Consider the following 17,941-nt stretch of genomic DNA (forward strand, 5'->3'; position numbering starts at 1 on the left):
TGATCGGGGGCTGAGGAAGAACATCTTCCCAACTCTTCGCCCAGATCATGGAAATTGCGACTTCTGTGGAGCCGCGAACGTTGAGTTGGTCGATCCTCCTGAGCTTGCCGACTACTTTGAGCTTTTGGTGAACATTTATGAACCCGATCCGCATGGCAAGTTGCTGGTTGAATGGATGAAGGAGGACTGGGCGCTTTTTCCGTCAATGGACATCGCTCATGCCAAAGAGCTTCTCTCCGAGATTCTAGATGACGGAGATATTGTCCGCAGGCCATTCGTGCCATCGTCAACGTACAGAAGCAATGCGCTGGTGACGTGGGAAGCGCTTCGCGATGAGATGATGTACAAGAACCGGTGGTTCTTGGAGCAGGCTATCGACAACGATCGCCTCCAAAATCTTCTTGATTTTCTGCCTGCGGATGAACTGCCGACTACATGGTACCGCGCCCGCATTCGAAGCGAAGCTACATACACGATTGATCAGATGGGAGCGCCGCCCAAGCGGTTGGCGACACACGGACGAGCAAACCCGCCGGGCATTCCATATCTGTATCTCGGCTCCAAACCAGAGACAGCTATTGCGGAAGTGAGGCCGCATACCGGCGAGGTGGCATGTGTGGCGGACTTCACGTTGCCTGCCATCAAGGCGGTTGACTTAAGAAACCCGCGTAAGCTGGTTTCTCCATTCTTGCTTGCCGACGCGACCGCGATTGGTCAATTGCGAGCGGATGTCCCCTTTCTAGAGCGCTTGGGGGAAGAGCTAACGAGACCGGTCCTGCCGCAGGGGGCGGCAATTGACTACATTCCCAGTCAGTACCTCTGCGAGTTCATCAAGAAAAGCCGATACGAGGGTGTCATCTACCGTAGCTCTGTGAGCGACGGCATAAACCTTGCGCTCTTCGATCCCAGTAAGGCAGCTCCAGGCGCCGTTACACTGTATGACGTATCGAAAGTGACCGTAGAGGTGGCTCGTACCTAACGTTGCGCATGCGGCGCGGTGGCCTTACTTTCTCCATTTGTCGCTCGGTCTGTACGTCGATACTGCTCTCGCAACACAACTTGCGGACCTTCAAATGAAGCGTCCGCGCAATGCGACCACCTACCTCAAATACCCCACCACCATCCTCGTCGTCTCGTCCACCAGCGTCCGCACCGTCTTCTCCGTGAGCATCTCGGCGTGGTTCAGCACCGTGTTGTGCGCGACGGCCTCGATCGCGCTGACGCAGATGAAGGTGGCCAGGGCCGGGTCGATCTTGCGCATCTCGTTGCGGCGGCTTTCGAGATAGGTGCGGACGAGGGCGTGGACCTCTCGGTTGAAGGCTTCGACGTCCTTGAGCTGGCCGGTGCGCGGGATCTGCTCGGCGAGGACGCGGTGCAGCTTCGGGTCGATGCGGTGGGCTTCGATTGCGACGGTCACGAGCTTGCGCACGGCCTTCTCGATCGGCAGGTCGGCGACCTCGGTCAGCGCCGAGCGGACGATGGCCATGATCTCCTCGTTGTGGCGGTCGATCACGGCGGCGACGAGCGCCTCCTTGCTCGGGAAATACTGGTAGAGCGAGCCGACGCTGACGCCGGCGATTTCGGCGATCCGGTTGGTGCTGGCCTTCTCAAAGCCTTCCTTGACCAGAATGCGAGCAGTTGCCTCGACCAGCGCGTCGACGGTGGCGCGGGATCGCTCCTGCGAGGCATTTTTCCGGGGTTTTGTGGGCGATTTGCGGGCCACGGCCTTGTGATCTGAATGCGAGTAGGAAAAGCGAGTGAATGCTCGCATTATATCGGCAAGTGGCGGCGGGTCGGCAAGCCTCTTTGTCGCCCTGTCGAAAGAGCCAGATGGGGATGTGGCCATGAGCGTTGCCAGACTTGTGTCGGCCTTGCAGTTTTGCCCGGTTGGTTGCGTGTTCGGTCCACCGGCCCGGCGCGATCCCGCACCGAGCCTGCAAAGTCGCGTCTTCAACATGCTGCTCGGGCTGCTTCCCTACAAGGAGCAGCTCGCATCAGCCGAAGCCGTGCAGGCACACGTGCAGAAGCGCGCATTGGTGCCGGCCTCGTTCGAGCCGACGGGACTCGGCCGCGATGTCGAGGTGACGCTGACCAAGATGGGCGGCTGGCCGGTCTATTACACGGCGCCGTCCTCGGGGCATGAAGGCTGCAACTACGTCATGTTCCTGCATGGCGGCGGCTTCATCAACGAGATCGTGCCCGCGCATTGGCGCTTCGTTGGCCAGATGACGCGGCAGGCGAACGTCTGCTGCGTCGTGCCGATCTATCCGCTTGCGCCGCGCGCCACCGCCAAGGATGTCGTGCCGGGGACGGCCGAGCTGTTGCGGATGCTGCTGGAAGATGCCGGGCCCGCAAAGGTCACGGTGGTCGGCAATTCGGCCGGCGCGGGCCTTGCGCTCGCCGCCTGCCAATGGCTGCGCGATCGCGGACATCGGCAGCCAGACCTGATGGTGCTGATCTCGCCCGCGGCGGATGCGTCGGTCAGCCGTCCGGAGCAGGTCGAGATCGCGGCGCGCGATCCGATCCAGGACATTCCGGGGATCCTCGAGGCGGGACGCCTCTATGCCGGCGAGCTCGATGTCGGCCATCCCTTCGTCAGCCCGCTCAACGGCGCGTTCCGTTCGCTGCCGCCGATGACGATCTTCTCGGGCACGCGCGATCTGCTTTATCCCGACAGCGTCGATCTTGCAGAGCGGGCGAGGGCGGTGGGTGTGCCGGTCGAGCTGCATCTGCTCCGTGACCAGCCTCACAATTATGTGCTGATGCCGACGCCGGAGGGGCGGCAGGCGCGTGCGATCATCTTGCGTGCGATTGCCTGAAGGGAGAGCGTGACCATTGTCACAAAGCGCCCGCCGCGATGGGTCTGGCGCTGCCGGTGCCCGCGCGGAGGAGAAAGGCGGCCCCCGGGGCGTTTCCTCGGTCGTCTTGGTATCAGTAGTTTTGCGGGGCCTTAGGCGTGGCCCTTGATCTCGTAGTGACCCGGCACGCATTTGTAGCGCTCGAGGCGCCAGTTGGCGTGATAGATCGGATGCTCGCCCATCCATTTCGCAAGCGGTGCCTGTGCACCGATTGCACACTGCATCATCGACATTTCGGGCGTCATATTGCTGTCGGTCACGATTTCCTCGACACAAGCGCCCGAGGCAGATGCACCAAGCCGGCAGAGCACGGCAACGACGGTCACGAACATTCCTGTCACCTCATCGGTAGTTTCTGACCACGAAGAGGATGCAAGCGGAGTGCCAGAGCCTGTGACACAAACAACACGCTGGCCTGGACGACTCAACATAGCGTCCACCTTCATTTGGCGATTCGGATTGTAAAAAAATTGCCATTAACCCGAAGCCGGACAAATACGGGGAACCCGCAGGAACCCCCAGGAATGATCGATTGTCAGGGCCGCGCCGCGTATGAGCCACTTCACAAGGCCCGCACGGCCGATACGATTCATGGCGTTGCGGGCACTCGTCAAAAGAGCGGGGCTGCCGCAACACCACAGGAAACGCGAGGGCAGACCATGAAGGTACGACCGACCGGCGTGATCCCGCCGATGACGACGCCGTTCCGGAAAGACGGCGAGATCGATTTCGGGCTCGTGGCGCCCCAGGTCGACTGGATGATCGGCGCCGGCGCACACGGCGTCGCCGCCGGCGGTTCGACCGGCGAAGGACACACGCTCGATCACGAAGAATATCGCGACCTGATGGCCGCGACGGTGGAGGCGGTGAGGGGGCGCATTCCCGTGATTGCCGGCATCATCGTGGACTCCACGCGCGATGCGATCCGCCGCGGCAAGCTGGTCCGCGACATGAATGTCGCCGCGCTCCAGGTCACGCCGGTGCACTACCTGTTCAAGCCGGACGAGGAGGCGATGGTGGCGCACTTTCGCGCCATCGCTGACGAGACCGGAATGCCCATCATCATCTACAACGTGGTGCCGTGGTCCTATCTGTCGCCGGCGCTGCTGACGCGGATCATGACCGAGGTGCCGCTGGTCGCTGGCGTCAAGCAGAGCGCGGGCGATCTCAAGCTGTTCGCCGACCTGATGATCATGGCGCCTGACAAGCTGATCTACAGCGCGGTCGATGCCTTGATGTATCCCTCCTACACGCTCGGGGCCCACGGCTCGATCGCCGCGATCCTGACCGCGGCGCCGCATGCCTCCGTCGCGCTGTGGGATGCGGTGAAGGCGGGCGATCATCCGCGCGCGCTCGACCTGCACAAGAAGCTGCTGACGCTGTGGAATGCCGTCATCGCCGACAATCTGCCGGCCTGCACGCGCCATGCGCAGACGCTCCAGGGCCTGCCCAGGACATATCCGCGCGCGCCGATGCCGGAGGCATCAAGCGCGCAGCAGGCCGCGATCCGCAAGGCGCTGGAGGCACTCGGCGCGTTGGGCGGGCCGCGCGTCGAGGCGGCCGAATAGTCCGTCCGCCGAAATAATCGACGGCGAAGATGGCAGCGCCGATCCGCTTTTACCTGCGGATGCGGCGCTGCTACATTTCACGCGCGCCGCGATCAGCGGCGCTAAAGCGCGATGAGATTGGGATGAATCATCATCGCGCTTTAGGCTATCGTTGAGCATGATCTCTTCGGAAAACCGCTTCACACTTTGCGCTAACGCGGCCCTCCGGGTCCGGATCATGCTCTGAAGAAACATACCGACAAGGGAGGGGCCGAAAGTCCCATGAAGGATTTTGCAGGAAAGATCGCGGTCATCACCGGCGGCGGCACGGGAATGGGGCGCGAGCTCGCGCGGCAGCTCGTGGCCGAGGGCTGCAATGTCGCAATGTGCGACGTCTCGGAGGCCGCGATGGCCGAGACCAAGCGGCTCTGCGAGGTCGAGAAGCTGCCGCAGGGCCTGCGCGTCACGACGCATGTCGCCGACGTCGCGATCGAGGATCACCTGAAGCGTTTTCGCGACGAGCTTGCCGAACAGCAGAAGACCGACCGGATCCATCTTCTGTTCAACAATGCCGGTATCGGTGGCGGCGGCAGCCTGTTCACCAACACGCGCGAGCAGTGGGAGCGCACCTTCAACATCTGCTGGGGTGGTGTCTATCTCGGCGTGCGCACCTTCCTGCCGATGCTGGTCGCGGCCGATGAGGCCCACATCGTCAACACCGCGAGCGTCAACGGCTTCTGGGCCTCGATCGGCATGAACCAGGCGCACACCGCCTACAGCTCGGCCAAGTTCGCGGTGAAGGGATTTACCGAAGCGCTGATCAACGACCTCCGCCTGCACGCCCCGCACGTCAAATGCTCGGTGGTGATGCCCGGCCATATCGGCACCTCGATCGTCTCCAATTCGCGCAAGGTGCAGAGCATGGACGGGTCGGAGCGGCTCAACGCCGAGGAGGTCGCGCTGACCCGCAAGCGCATGGTCGCGGCCGGCGTGCCGGATGCCGACAAGATGTCGGACGAGGATATCCAGGCGGCGTTCGCCGAGCGGGCCCGCAGCTTCCTGGAGGATGCGCCGACGACGGCTGCGCAAGCCGCGAAGATCATCCTTGACGGGGTGAAGGCCGAGCGCTGGCGCATTCTTGTGGGCGAGGACGCCAAGCGCCTTGACGAGCGCGTCCGCGCCACGCCGGAGCAAGCCTATGATCGCGCCTTCTACGAAAGCTTGACCCAGGAGGTCGGCTGGCGGCTCGGTTGAATCCGGTTGGCTAAGACTGTCAGCGAACGCGCGCCTATATGGGTATGATGATCATCATGGCAAGAGGTGCGCGGGCAATTTTACGTGCCACCTCTTGCCAACATTCATTGCCGTATGACGAATTGGAATGTCACGCTGGGACATGGTCTGTCATTGAAGCATCGTTCAAGCGATGGTGATGTCAAACGGGCCGCGTTCGGCGCGCCGCAGCTTGGTTGGCGAATTAAAATAGTTTAATGAATCAGGGGTAACGCGATGATAGAGCGCAGCCCCGATGATACCCGCATGCCTCTCCGACGACTGGACCCTGTGCCCGGAGAGAGAGGACATCTCCGCTGAATTCACGCGGCTCCTGACCGCAGCCCAGGAGGGTGGCTCCACGATCGCTGAATGCCTGATGATCGCGCGGCAGCTCAAGCGGGACGACGAGCAATCCTGGCATCGCGAGTGGAAGAGGCTGGCGCAAGCCAACCGCCATCGCGCCGAGGCCGCATTTGCGGAAGGCCACATGGCGACCGCGCAGCGCAATTGGCTGCGGGCGATGAACTACTACGGCGCAGCGGCGATGCCGCTCGATCAGGCCGACGAGCGCCGCTGGGTCGCGGTGCTGGCGATGCAGGAATGCGCCCGCCGCTATCTTGCGGCGCGCGGTCCGGCCGGCGAGGTTGTGACGATTCCCTGGGTCGACGATCATTCCTTGCAGGGCTATTTCCTGCCTGCGCCGTCGGCGAGCGGGCGGGCCCCGACCGTGATCTGCATCGGCGAGCCGGGGCACCGCAAGGAGGAATTCCTGTTCAAGCTCGCGCCGCATGCGCGCGAGCGCGGACTGTCGATGCTCGCGCTGGACCTGCTCGGCGACCAGCGCGACGATTATGCCGATACGCTCTTGCAGCGCCGCGACCTCGAGAGCTCGATCGCGAGCGTCATGGACTATCTGGAAACGCGCGGCGACGTCGATTTCGATCGCGTCGCCATCGTGGCGGACGGGTGGGGATCCTCTTTCGTGACGCGCGCGGTGTTGCAGGAGCCGCGGCTCGCCGCCGCCGTCTGTGATGGCGGCCTGTGGGATCTGCACGAACGATCCTTCTTCGCCAGCCGCTTCGCGATGAGCGACCTCAGCATCGTCCCGGTGCCGCATGCGCCGCTGATGGCCTCCAGCGCCGACTGTCCGGTGCTGATCACGCTCGGCGAGGATGGCTGGCTCAAGGCCGACCGGGCGCGTCAGATCGTCCAGAAATCCCGACTCGGCAGCTCCGATATCGTGCTGAAGGTGTTCACCGCGGCGGAGACCGGCGCGGCGCAGGCCCATGCGGACAATCCGAGCCTGGTCAACGAATACATCTTCGACTGGCTGGAATCGCGACTCGGCGCCGCCGGCCGGCGGACCTGAGCGCGGTCCTCCGTCTCAGTAGTCGAGCGATATCCTGACGCAGGCTTTTTCGAGCCGGTTCTTCAGGGTCGCGAGCTTGGCGGTGAATTCCGTCAGCTCGTTCTCGTCGAACTCCTCGAAGACGAATTCGCGAATCGTCTTGTACTGCTCGTGGAGGCTCGCAATGTGCTTCTGGGTCTTGTCGACCAGTGACAGCCGCACGACCCGGGCGTCGGTCGGCGAGGGCCGCCGGCGGAGCAAGCCCTTCTTCTCCAGGAGCTTGGACTGGGTGGTGACGAACGAGGGATCGACGTGGAGCAGCCTGGAGACCACGTTGACGGGCACGCCGTCGTCCTTGTCGAGGTCGGAGATCGCCATCAGGATCAGCCATTGCGGGCCGCTGATGCCGAGCGTCTTCGCCCAGAACTGACGCAGCTCCTCCAGATACATGTTGATCGACGATATCTCCCAGGTGAAGCGCCTGATGATGTCGAGATTGCCGATGGGGCGCAGGCGCGCTCCTTCTTTCCTCGTTGCGGACACAGCGTCACTCCCGTGAACTGGCTCATCAGGCCGGTGTTCGTGGAGGGCCATAGTTCACGCAAGTCTGCCCTGATGCAAGTGCAGGGCAAGGTAATTGTGTCAGTCATTTTACAAATATGAGCTGATCAGCAATTAGGCGGCGTGGACGACGGTGTTGCGCCTGCGACACAATGTGGCTGGAATCCAATAGCTGACCTAATAAACTATTTTAATTAGCGAAGAGACCTATGCATATTGAGTCCGGCGGTGGGGGAATCTCAATCGTCCCGTTGCAGGTGGTTCGCTCAAGTCCCTCGCGTCGATGCGGCGGGTCCGAAGTCGAGAAGCCCCCAGAGCGGTTTTGAAAGCGAAAGAGCGTAGGGGCCGGGAATGGTTCGAGCTCCTTCGCAAATGAGCAACTTGGAGATTGAATATGAAATTGGTGAAGAGCCTCTTGCTCGGCTCAGCGGCGGGTCTGATCGCCGTGAGCGGGGCGCAGGCGGCCGATCTTCCCGTGAAGGCCAAGGCGGTCGAATACGTGAAGATCTGCTCCCTGTACGGTGCCGGATTCTACTACATGCCGGGCACCGACACCTGCATCAAGTTCGGCGGCTATCTGCGCGCCGATGCGGTCCTTGGCGGCGCAGGCGACTATAATTTCCAGCAAGGCGCGAACGCTGGCTCGAACAACCGTCTGACCAACTACTATATGAGCCGCGCTCGTTTCGACTTCAACGTCGACACGCGCACGGCGACCGAGTACGGCGTGGTCCGCACCTACGCCGACATGGTCTTCACCTGGGATTCGCAGTCGGTCACCGGCAGCAACCCGTCGACGTTCTCGACCGGTTCGGCCGCACTCGGCCTCTACCATGCGTTCATCCAGTTCGCCGGCTTCACCTTCGGCCGCACGGTCTCGATCTTCGATGCCCCGTGGCAGAGCTATCCGGCTGGCGGTCCCGACACCATTCCGGGCGGTTCGAACCACACCAACGGCGTGAACCAGGTTGCCTACACGGCTGACTTCGGCCAGGGCATCACGGCTTCGTTCGCCTTGCAGGATGAGACGACGGCGACCAACGGCCAGTCGAACCTCTGGAACGTGTCGTCGGGTACGGCCGCTCAGTTCGTGACGGGCGTCTACGGTGCCAACGCCTGGGGCGGCACGCGTTCGCCTGACATCATCGGTGCGGTGCGCGTCGACCAGGCCTGGGGTCTGGCCCAGCTCTCGGTTGCCGCACATGACCTCCATACGGCCTACTACGGCGCGACGGAATCCACGGGTCACCCCTCTGACAAGTGGGGCTGGGCTGTGCAGGGCTCTTTGGCGATCAAGAACATCCCGACCGGTGCGGGCGACGTCATCAACCTGCAGGCCGTCTATACGGACGGTGCAACGCGCTACAATTTCCAGAGCCTGTTCCCGCAGAGCTTCTTCATGTTCAGCGGTAGCAGCAACGGCGCGTATCAGAGCACCGGTTTCGCCGGTCTTTCCGACGGCGTCTTTGGCGCCGGTACCGGCATCGATACCGTCAAGACCTGGGGCCTCCGCGGTGGCTATACCCACAACTGGAGCCCGAACTGGGCGAGCGCCGTCTACGGTGGCTATGCCCAGCTGAAGTACGGCAATACGGGCAAGGCCCTGATCTGCACCAACTTCGCTGCGATCGCCTTGGCCGGTGCGACCTGCAATCCGGACTTCAACTTCGCGGTTGTCGGTGTCAACACCGTGTGGACTCCGGTCAAGGGCCTGGCGTTCACTGCCGACCTGAGCTGGTCGCGTCTGGACCAGAAGTACTCTGGCTCCATCGCGAGCCCGGGCATTGCCACCGCTGCGAAGCCGGCGGCCGTGTACGAGCTGAAGGACCAGAACTCGGTCACCATGCTGCTGCGCGCTCAGCGCAACTTCTAAGATCGAACTCTCGGATCGATCAGAGAATCCCGGCGGGCAACCGCCGGGATTTTTTGTGTGCTCTCCGTCCTCTCGATTCGGCTTCCTTCGGAGGCTGATCGAAGCGCCAGCGCACAATCGATCCGACCGCGTGTCGGGAAACATGGGAGGATTCGGTGCCGCCGGCTTCCATCCTTATTTACTTACGTGAGCTACTCAGCTATATGGAATGTGGCCGATAACAACATTGCGGCTCCTGGCTTCATGTCAGGCCTCCAGAACCTCCGGCAATGCCCTGCCGGAGGTTTTTGTTTTGTGATGAGCTTGCGGCCTCAGCCGCGTGCGAGCCGCGCGCGCGAGTTCGGCCGGTAGGCGAGGCGGCTGTGGCCGGCGCAATAGGACTGGCCGTCGGGCGCGGTATTGCCGCAGAAGCAGAAATCGTCTGCGCCGGGCGTCGAGATCGGCCAGCGGCAGCGGTTCTCGGACAACTCCAGCAGCGAGCAGCGATTGGCGTCGTCGATCGGACCTGCGACCACGGGCGCGTCGGTCTCGCCGTAGATGGTGGCGAGCATCTCATATTGCAGCCGCGGCACCGCCCTCGACGCGCGCGCCGGCGCAAAGCTCCTGTCTTGACCCTTGCGGTCGTCGACCGCGCGTCCGCGCGTGAGGTTCAGCCGGGACAGCTTGCCGATCACGGCATTGCGGCTGACGCCGATGTCGGCGGCTATCTCGCGGCAGGAGAGGCCGGCCTCGAAGTGCCGCTTCAGAAGTTCGATTCGTTCGTCGGTCCAAGTCTGTGAAGAAGTCGGTGAGAGCACAGGCATTTGTAACGGTCCCAGGTTGCAGATGTCGGCCATCCGCCTCTCGAGATCCGTCCGCCTCACGTCCGGCGCGCGCTCACGTCCTGCCATTGTCGCGAATCGACAAAAGCCCGTCCTTGATGGCGAGACGGATACCTTCCTCGATCAAGGTACGTGCGACGCCGGGAACGCTGGTGCCGTGGGTGCCCTGTCTCACCAGTTTCTCCAGATAGGTGATGGTCGAGAGCGCCAAGGTTACGGGAATGCGGTCAGTCTCGGCTTTTTCGGTGGCCATGGCCCGAACGCTAGCCTCTTACTCGGGTACATAAAAGTAACGATTAAGACTCTATTTAGGTTTGAGGGGGGAAGTCAAATCCCGCGCAAGGCGACGGCTCAGCCCCTTGGAATCGCTTGAGAAATCGGGCATGGCGCGGCGCGCCGCGCGAGCGATCGCGCGGCGGCGTGTCGTCAACAGGTCGGGGAAGGCGCGGCCGGCTCAGCCGTGCACGATCGCCTTTTCGATCATGCAATGGATGCCCTTGGAGCCGTTGACGGTCTGGGTCACCCGCAGATCGGCGGCCAGGCTGCACAGCATGTAGGCGTCCTCGCGCGACAGGTTTCGCGTCTCGCCGAGCAGCGCGATCATGTCGCGCAGCGCGCGCACCACGCACTGGTCGAGATCGGGGTCCATCGCCATGGTGATGTAGTGCGTCGGCGTCTCGGCACGGGGATAGTCGAGCCTGAGGTCCTTGCGCAGCGTCAGGCGGAAGCGGCCCTGGAGCGCGGTCTCGATCGCGGTGACGCAGACCTCGCCGTCGCCCTGCACGCCGTGGCCATCGCCGCAGGAGAACAGCGCGCCCGGGACGAACACCGGCAGATACAATGTCGCACCGGCACCGAGCTCCTTGTTGTCGAGATTGCCACCCATGGCGCGCGGGACCAGCGAGGAGATGCGGCCCCAGGCCGGCGGCGGCGAAACGCCCATCACGCCGAAGAACGGCTTGAGGGGCAGGTCGAGGCCCCAGGGCATGCGGCCCACCATCCGCGTCCGGTCCAGCGGGATGTTGAGGATGCGCGTCTCGTGGAAATCGTCGGGCAGGGTGCCGGATAGCGGCTTGATCAGATTCCAGCCCCAGTCCTGCCGGAGCTGGACGTCGAGGATCTCGACCGCGAGCACGTCGCCGGGGTCGGCCCCCTCGACCGCGATCGGCCCGGTGAGGATGTGGCCGGGCAGCATGCGCTCGTTCCTGGCATGAACCTCGAACATCTCCGGCGGAATGTGAAATGTGTTGCGGTCGGGCAGCACGTCCGGACCGCCGCTGATGCTGTCGACGGTCACCTCATCGCCGCTTTTGATCGTCAGCACTGGCTTGAGCGCGGCTTCAAAGAAGCCCCAATGACAGGTCTCGGGGCTGGAATGCAGGTGGTGATGGTTCATTTGCCGCGTCCGTTCGGTTTTGCTTGTTATGCCTGGGCTTGACCGGGCGATCGATCCTCTTTCAAGAAGATTTCTGAAGATGGACGGGCCGGTCAAGCCCGCGCATGACACGATCATTCCAGCGAGGCTCCCCTGTATTTCGTTCTTTCCAAGACTCTCGGCACTGCGCTGCTGCCGATCAATCTTCTGGTCGAGCTCGGAATCCTGTCGCTGGTGCTGATGCTGACGCGCTTTGCGGCGCTCGGCCGCAAGCTTGCGGTGACCACGCTGGTCCTGCTGGCGCTCGCCGCGTCCTCGCCGCTCGGCAATCTTCTGCTTTATCCGCTGGAGTCGCGCTTTCCGCCATGGGATGCGTCGCGCGGTGCGCCCGACGGCATCATCGTGCTCGGCGGCTCCGTCGACACCGATCTGTCGGCGGCGCATCGCACGCCGGTGGTTTCGCACGCGGCCGACCGTCTGCTGGCGGCGGCCGAGCTGGCGCGCCGCTACCCCAATGCGCGCATCGTCTTCACCGGCGGCACAGCGAACCTTGTCTCGACCGAGAGCAGGGAAGCCGACTACTCCGCGCCGATCCTGGAAGGTCTCGGCATACCCAGGGAACGCCTGATCCTCGAGCGGGACTCCCGCAACACCTGGGAGAATGCGATCTTCACCAAGCAATTGGTGGCGCAGAAGCCGGGCGAGCGCTGGCTCCTGGTGACGTCGGCCTTTCACATGCCGCGTTCGATGGGGATCTTTCGCACGGCCGAGTTCGACGTCGAAGCCTATCCCGTGGATTGGCGAATGGGCGGGCGTGACGATCTCTTCACGTTCACCCGCGTTAGCGGGGACGGTCTCGCCAGGGTCGACGTGGCGGTGCGCGAATGGATCGGCCTGTTGACTTACCGTGTCATGGGCCGGACCGGCGAGTTGCTTCCGGGGCCGGGCAAGGACTAGAACCAGAGGCGCAAAACAAGAACACAGCACCGGCGCTCGATCGCCGGCCCGGAGGACGCCATGCAACAGCAGAGCGCTGAGACGATCGATCTTGCCGGCCTCGTCGCCGATCTCAACGGCCTGTTGCGGCTGAAGACCACGGTGATCGGCATGAAGCTGTTTGCACGCGCCGCGGACATGGAAGCGATCCCGAAAATCCGGCGGCCGAACGCGATCCACACCACCGACCAGATCGTCAGCATGGCCGCGCGTCTGGGGTGGACCGTCGGCATCACCGCCGACGATCTCGTAGGTAGCCAGTGCCGCGCAGTGATCGGCCTTGCGCCACAGGACGACAAATGGCTCGCCGGCGAAAATTATGTCGGGGTCTGGCACGGCACGGCGGAGGACGCACGCAAGCGCCAGGAGGCGCTCGACGTGGTGCCGTTCGGGCACTATCAGGCGCTCGCGGTCAGTCCGCTCGCCAGCGGCCGGCTCGATCCGCCCGACATCTGTCTCGTCTATGCGACGCCCGGGCAGATGATCATCCTGATCAACGGCCTGCAATATACCGGCTACAGGAAGTTCGAATGGGGCGTGGTCGGGGAGACCGCTTGCGCGGATTCGTGGGGGCGGGCGCTCAAGACCGGGGAGCCCAGCCTGTCCTTGCCATGCTATGCCGAACGGCGCTATGGCGGCGTGCCGGACGAGGAGATGCTGATGGCCCTGAAGCCTGAGCATCTCGCCAAGGCGACCCTGGGCATGAAGGCGCTGGCGAAGAACGGCCTGCGCTATCCGATTCCGCCCTATGGCATTCAAAGCGACGTCCGTGCCGGCATGGGCGTGAGTTACGCGAAAAAGTAAAGGCCAGTCATGAGCTCTGCGAAATTCGACATCGTCGTCTACGGTGCGACCGGTTTCACCGGCCAGCTCGTCGCCGAATATCTGGCAGCGCACTACAAGGACGACAAGGCGCTGAAATGGGCGATGGCGGGCCGCAGCCTCGACAAGCTGAAATCGGTGCGCGACGCGATCGGCGCGCCCGCGGATACGCCGCTGATCGTGGCCGATGCGTCCGATGCCGCCTCGCTGAAGGCAATGGTCGCGCAGACCAAGTCGGTGATCACGACGGTCGGTCCGTATCAACTCTATGGCGAAGCGCTGCTCGCGGCCTGCGTTGCTGGCGGCACGGATTATTTCGACCTCTGCGGCGAGCCCGTCTGGATGCGGCAGATGATCGACAAGTACGAGGCGGCGGCCAAGGCGAGCGGCGCGCGCATCGTGTTCTCCTGCGGCTACGATTCCGTGCCGTTCGAGCTCGGTACGTTCTTCGTGCAGGAAGAGGCCAGGCGCGTGTTCGGCACGCCGGCTGCGCGCGTGAAGGGCCGCGTGCGGGACATGCGCGGTACGCTGTCGGGCGGCACCGCGGCGAGCGCGAAAGCGACCTTCGATGCCGTCGCCAAGGATCTCAGCCTTGTCGCCATTCTCAACGATCACTTCGCGCTGACGCCCGGCTTCACCGGCCCGAAGCAGCCGAAGGGCAACCGAGCAGCCTATGAGGAGGATCTGCAGTCCTGGACCGCGCCGTTCATGATGGCGCTGATCAACACGCGCAACGTCCATCGCTCCAACATGCTGATGGGCTTTCCCTACGGCCGCGAGTTCGTCTACGACGAGATGGTCCTGACCGGCCCCGGCGAGAAGGGCGAGGCCAATGCGAAGCGCGTGATGGCCGCCAACGCCGAAAAGACCGGTCCGAATGCGCCGAAGCCGGGCGAGGGGCCGTCGAAGGAGGAGCGCGAGAAGGGGCTCTTCAATCTGCTCTATGTCGCGGTCGCGCCCGACGGCCGCATGGTCCGCGCCGGCGTCACCGGTGACCGCGATCCGGGCTACGGCTCGACCTCGAAGATGATCTCCGAATGCGCGATCTGCCTGCTGCGCGATGCGACGGACGTGCCCGGAGGCATCTGGACGCCGGGCGCGGCGATGCAGCACAAGCTGATCAAGCGGCTGCAGGAGCATGCGGGGCTGACGTTCGGGGTGGAGGGGTAGGGCGGTTGAACGCCCAAATCACGGTGTCGTCGCCCGGCTTGCCGTCTTCGCTAAAGCTACGCCGGCCCAACACCGAAAGCCCGGCGAAGCCCTTGGCGGAGCCGGGACCGGGCGACCCAGTATTCCAGAGGCAACAGTGATTGGGCCGAGAGGCTGCTGCGTACTGGATGCCCCGCCTTCGCGGGGCATGACAGCATCAATCGCTACACCGCGCGCGCGTCATACGCGTACATGAAGTCCATGCCCTTTGCGCCCAACGGCAAGAGCCATTTCATCATCTGATTTCTGACCCACGCGCCGGTGGCGCTGAACTCGCGCTTGCTGTTGCCGTTGCGCCGCGCCATCGCGACGATCTTCTCGGTGCGCGGGCGCCGCTCGGCCTCGAAAGCCTGGAAGGTGGCGCCGAGCTCCTGTCCGTCCTGCATCAGCCGCGCGAGCCGCATCGCATCTTCCAGAGCAAGCGAAGCGCCCTGGCCGGCATGGGGGCTGGTCGCATGCGCGGCATCGCCGATCAGCAGCGAGCGCTTGCGCGACCAGGTCGGCAGGGTCGCGACATCAAGCGTGTCGGTGACCACGATGTTCTCGGCCGCTTCGATGATGTCGGGGATCGGATCGTGCCAGCCGCGATGGAAGCCGCGCAGATGCTGCTTCAGCGTCGACGCATCGAGCGCGCGGAACATCGCCGCGTCCATGCCGTGCGCGGGCTGCGTGCTCCACCACATCACGCCGTCGTTCGGATCCGGGCTGCAATAGCCGTAGCCGAAGAAACCGCTCTGGCCGAACGTGGTCTCGACGTGCCGACCGACCGGCCTGCCGTCGAGCACGGCGTGCGGCACGAAGCCGCCGAAGCCGATCAGGCCGGTGTCGAAGGGCTGGGGTCCGTCCGGCACCACCTGGCGTCGCGTGATCGAATGCACGCCGTCGGCGCCGATCAGGAAGTCGCCTTCGGCGGTGGTGCCGTCGGCAAAGTAGGCGATGATCGGCTGGTCGCCGCGATCCTCGATCTTGATCAGGCGCTTCTCGAAATAGAGCGAGACGCAGGCGCACCAGGCCTTGTCGATCAGCATCTCGTTCAGCGCGGCGCGGCAGACGTTCACCGCGGGCTGGCCGAAGCGGCGCTCCATATCGCGATTGATCGAGCCGAGCTTTCGGCCGCCTTGCGAATAGAAGTCGAAGGCCTCCGCGACCGAGCCGCGGCTGATCAGCTCGTTTGCGAGCCCGATCTCGTCCATCACATGCATGCCGTTCGGCGCGATCTGGAGGCCGCCGCCGATGCCCTTCGAATAGGGCCAGGCCTCGTAGATCTCGGCCTCGATGCCGGCGCGGCGGAGCAGGATCGCGGCGACAGGCCCGGCGATGCCGGCGCCGATGATCAGGGCCTTGCGGGGACGGTTGGACATGGCTTGCTCCCGACGTTTCCGTGGTGCTAGGAGAAATTACGGTCGCTAAATCTCTTAGTGGCTAAGATATAAATCGACTAAGATATGAGGCCGGCCTTGTCAAGGACGAAGGCGCGCACAACGCTATTGCAGGAGCTCGAGGAGGCGATGCGCCGGTCGTCCGCGCAGGGCGTGCTCTATGGCCAAACCGTTGCGAACGTGGCGGGAATTGCCAATTCCGATCTCGAATGCATGGACATCCTCTATCTCGAGGGACGCGTTACCGCAGGCCGGCTCGCCGAGGTGACGGGCCTCACGACGGGCGCCATCACCGGCGTGGTCGACCGGCTCGAGAAGGCGGGCCTGGTGCGCCGCGAACGGGACGAGAAGGACCGCCGCAAGGTCTTCATTTCCGTGGTGCCCGAGAAGGCGATGAAGATCGGCCAGCTCTACGTGCCGATGCAGCAGGCGATGGAGAAGGTGTTTGGTGCCTATTCCGACGAGGAGCTGCGCCTGCTGCTGCGTTTCGCGACCGAGGGCTACAAGGGCGTGCTCGCGGCCACCGAGGCGCTGAAGAGCCTTCTGGACACGCCGCCGGAGAAGCGCCCCGATCTCAAGCTGAAGAAGCTTCGTCGCGAGACCTGATCTTGTAGGCCTGTGCGGCTGCGATCATGCCCCACATCGCGCCCAGCATCATCCAGAAGTGCCGCCAGTGGTCGGTGTCGATCACGAAGCTTTCGCCGACCGTGCCGACGAAGGCGGAGAAGACCGCGAGATAGGCACGCTGCCAGGGCACACGGACAAAGATGTGGCGGAATCCCATGATGATGGTGGTGAAGACCAGGGCGGGATAGCACACGCCGGAGAGCCAGCCGCCGGACATGAACGCGTTGAGGTAGGAATTGTGGGTGTCCTCGGGGAAGAAGCGGTGGAATTGCAGGGGGCCGATGCCGAACGGCAGGTCGAGCGCCATCTCGGCACCGAGGATGTGCCGGCCGAAGCGGCCGAAGCGGCCTTCGTCATAGCTCTGGTCGAAGCTGGCGCGCTGCTTGAACATCTCGGCGGTGGAATCGAATGAGAGCAGTACCGCGATCAGCGCGAGGCCCAGCACTGCGGCGACGATCGCCATGACGACGATGCGCGAGCGCTGCGCATTGGTGCGGCTGGTCAGCACCATCAGCGCCAGCATGAAGGCGGAGGTCAGCACCAGCCCGCCCCAGGCGGCGCGGGAGAAGGCGAGCAGGATCGCCAGCGACATGATGCCGAAGGCGATGACGTTGCGGAACGCCTTGCCGAGCTTGTCAGAGACCACGCTCTGGAGCGCGAACAGCGCCGGCAGGATCAGGAAGGCGCCGAGCACGTTCGGGTCCTTGAACGTTCCGCGCGCACGTCCGTACAGCGTGAGGAGGTCGTCTCCGCCGGGAACCAGGTGGAAGTAGCCGGCGACCGCCGCCAGCGAGGCAATCATCGCGCCGACCACGAGGCCGCGGCGGAGCATGTCGAGCCGCGCCTCGGTGTCCTCGGACGTGATCATGGCGAAGAACACCACGGTCACCGCCATGTACCAGGAGGTCGCGATCCAGCTCACCACCTCGGGCTGATCGAACAGCGGGATCGCGCTGATGGTGTAGCCGACATTGAGCAGGACCAGCATCAGCAGCAGCGGCATCAGCGCGAGCCGCAGGCGCAGGCCGGTGGCGAAGAAGGCGACGGTGGCGAGCAGCGTCACGATCTCGTAGGGGCTGGGTTCGATGAAGACGATGGCGCCGGAAGCGCCGACCAGCCACACCAGCGCGCGCTGGAGCGCCAGCACGCCGGGCGCAGCCGGTGCGGCTACGTTCACTCCACCGGCTGTCGCCGCATACGCCATCACATGCTCATACGCTTACGCAACTCATACGCCACAAAACAGCTGT

The 17,941-nt window shown here is 63.8% G+C and carries 18 protein-coding genes; 10 read left to right on the forward strand and 8 right to left on the reverse strand.

Features of this window, described 5'->3' with window-relative positions; translation table 11 throughout:
* The first annotated feature begins 85 nt into the window (after positions 1-85).
* A complete protein-coding gene (locus tag BM118_RS00345) occupies positions 86-979 on the forward strand; it encodes an RES family NAD+ phosphorylase (RefSeq protein ID WP_244550026.1) in 894 nt (297 codons plus the stop codon).
* 120 nt (positions 980-1,099) lie between these two features.
* Here the strand turns inward: BM118_RS00345 and BM118_RS00350 are convergent, their stop codons facing one another.
* Entirely contained in the window at positions 1,100-1,723 is a 624-nt protein-coding gene (locus BM118_RS00350) for a TetR/AcrR family transcriptional regulator (RefSeq protein WP_177233896.1), read from the reverse strand.
* Positions 1,724-1,844: 121 nt separating this feature from the next.
* Here BM118_RS00350 and BM118_RS00355 point away from each other — a divergent pair, with 121 nt between their 5' ends.
* Positions 1,845-2,819 (forward strand): alpha/beta fold hydrolase, encoded by a 975-nt coding sequence (locus BM118_RS00355; protein WP_143099394.1) that lies wholly within the window; start codon positions 1,845-1,847, stop codon positions 2,817-2,819.
* A gap of 131 nt (positions 2,820-2,950) precedes the next feature.
* Here the strand turns inward: BM118_RS00355 and BM118_RS00360 are convergent, their stop codons facing one another.
* On the reverse strand, positions 2,951-3,190 hold the full coding sequence (locus BM118_RS00360; protein ID WP_027547402.1) for a hypothetical protein: 240 nt from the start codon (positions 3,188-3,190) through the stop codon (positions 2,951-2,953).
* Positions 3,191-3,517: 327 nt separating this feature from the next.
* Here BM118_RS00360 and BM118_RS00365 point away from each other — a divergent pair, with 327 nt between their 5' ends.
* From BM118_RS00365 to BM118_RS00375, 3 genes are all read left to right on the forward strand, one after another.
* Positions 3,518-4,426: a dihydrodipicolinate synthase family protein gene (locus BM118_RS00365; RefSeq protein WP_092180719.1), complete on the forward strand. Its 909-nt coding sequence runs from the start codon at positions 3,518-3,520 to the stop codon at positions 4,424-4,426.
* A gap of 261 nt (positions 4,427-4,687) precedes the next feature.
* Positions 4,688-5,659, forward strand: coding sequence for an SDR family NAD(P)-dependent oxidoreductase (locus BM118_RS00370; protein WP_092180722.1), 972 nt, complete (start codon positions 4,688-4,690; stop codon positions 5,657-5,659).
* A gap of 274 nt (positions 5,660-5,933) precedes the next feature.
* On the forward strand, positions 5,934-7,049 hold the full coding sequence (locus tag BM118_RS00375) for an alpha/beta hydrolase family protein (RefSeq protein WP_092180725.1): 1,116 nt from the start codon (positions 5,934-5,936) through the stop codon (positions 7,047-7,049).
* A 15-nt stretch (positions 7,050-7,064) separates the two neighbouring features.
* Here the strand turns inward: BM118_RS00375 and BM118_RS00380 are convergent, their stop codons facing one another.
* On the reverse strand, positions 7,065-7,571 hold the full coding sequence (locus tag BM118_RS00380; protein WP_177233897.1) for a MarR family winged helix-turn-helix transcriptional regulator: 507 nt from the start codon (positions 7,569-7,571) through the stop codon (positions 7,065-7,067).
* A gap of 412 nt (positions 7,572-7,983) precedes the next feature.
* Between BM118_RS00380 and BM118_RS00385 the strand changes: the two genes are divergently transcribed.
* Positions 7,984-9,462 carry a porin gene (locus BM118_RS00385; protein WP_092180731.1) on the forward strand — a complete coding sequence of 493 codons (1,479 nt, stop codon included), beginning with the start codon at positions 7,984-7,986 and terminating at the stop codon, positions 9,460-9,462.
* A 311-nt stretch (positions 9,463-9,773) separates the two neighbouring features.
* Here the strand turns inward: BM118_RS00385 and BM118_RS00390 are convergent, their stop codons facing one another.
* The 3 genes from BM118_RS00390 to BM118_RS00400 form a co-directional block, all read right to left on the reverse strand.
* A complete protein-coding gene (locus tag BM118_RS00390) occupies positions 9,774-10,265 on the reverse strand; it encodes a GcrA family cell cycle regulator (protein WP_177233898.1) in 492 nt (163 codons plus the stop codon).
* Between the two features lie 73 nt (positions 10,266-10,338).
* Positions 10,339-10,536: a hypothetical protein gene (locus tag BM118_RS00395; protein ID WP_007603456.1), complete on the reverse strand. Its 198-nt coding sequence runs from the start codon at positions 10,534-10,536 to the stop codon at positions 10,339-10,341.
* Between the two features lie 201 nt (positions 10,537-10,737).
* Positions 10,738-11,679 carry an acetamidase/formamidase family protein gene (locus BM118_RS00400; protein WP_092180738.1) on the reverse strand — a complete coding sequence of 314 codons (942 nt, stop codon included), beginning with the start codon at positions 11,677-11,679 and terminating at the stop codon, positions 10,738-10,740.
* A 168-nt stretch (positions 11,680-11,847) separates the two neighbouring features.
* On the opposite strand from BM118_RS00400, the gene BM118_RS00405 reads away from it, so the two are divergent.
* Genes BM118_RS00405 through BM118_RS00415 form a run of 3 tightly spaced genes read left to right on the forward strand, consistent with a single transcriptional unit; the run spans position 11,848 to position 14,646 of the window.
* Positions 11,848-12,615 carry a YdcF family protein gene (locus BM118_RS00405; RefSeq protein ID WP_092180742.1) on the forward strand — a complete coding sequence of 256 codons (768 nt, stop codon included), beginning with the start codon at positions 11,848-11,850 and terminating at the stop codon, positions 12,613-12,615.
* Positions 12,616-12,675: 60 nt separating this feature from the next.
* Positions 12,676-13,458: a DUF169 domain-containing protein gene (locus BM118_RS00410; protein ID WP_092180745.1), complete on the forward strand. Its 783-nt coding sequence runs from the start codon at positions 12,676-12,678 to the stop codon at positions 13,456-13,458.
* Between the two features lie 9 nt (positions 13,459-13,467).
* The gene (locus tag BM118_RS00415; RefSeq protein WP_092180748.1) at positions 13,468-14,646 is read left to right on the forward strand and encodes a saccharopine dehydrogenase family protein; all 1,179 of its coding nucleotides are present in this window, start codon (positions 13,468-13,470) and stop codon (positions 14,644-14,646) included.
* Positions 14,647-14,849: 203 nt separating this feature from the next.
* Here BM118_RS00415 and BM118_RS00420 read toward each other — a convergent pair whose 3' ends face one another.
* Complete coding sequence (locus tag BM118_RS00420; protein WP_092180751.1) at positions 14,850-16,046, reverse strand: FAD-dependent monooxygenase; 1,197 nt, start codon at positions 16,044-16,046, stop codon at positions 14,850-14,852.
* A gap of 147 nt (positions 16,047-16,193) precedes the next feature.
* Here BM118_RS00420 and BM118_RS00425 point away from each other — a divergent pair, with 147 nt between their 5' ends.
* Positions 16,194-16,670, forward strand: a complete 477-nt coding sequence (locus tag BM118_RS00425) for a MarR family transcriptional regulator (RefSeq protein WP_167771056.1) — start codon at positions 16,194-16,196, stop codon at positions 16,668-16,670.
* Here BM118_RS00425 and BM118_RS00430 read toward each other — a convergent pair.
* Positions 16,639-17,895 carry an O-antigen ligase family protein gene (locus BM118_RS00430; protein ID WP_177233899.1) on the reverse strand — a complete coding sequence of 419 codons (1,257 nt, stop codon included), beginning with the start codon at positions 17,893-17,895 and terminating at the stop codon, positions 16,639-16,641. The genes BM118_RS00425 and BM118_RS00430 overlap by 32 nt on opposite strands.
* Between the last annotated feature and the right edge of the window lie 46 nt (positions 17,896-17,941).

This window comes from Bradyrhizobium sp. cf659 (genome assembly GCF_900113725.1).
Lineage (GTDB): Bacteria > Pseudomonadota > Alphaproteobacteria > Rhizobiales > Xanthobacteraceae > Bradyrhizobium.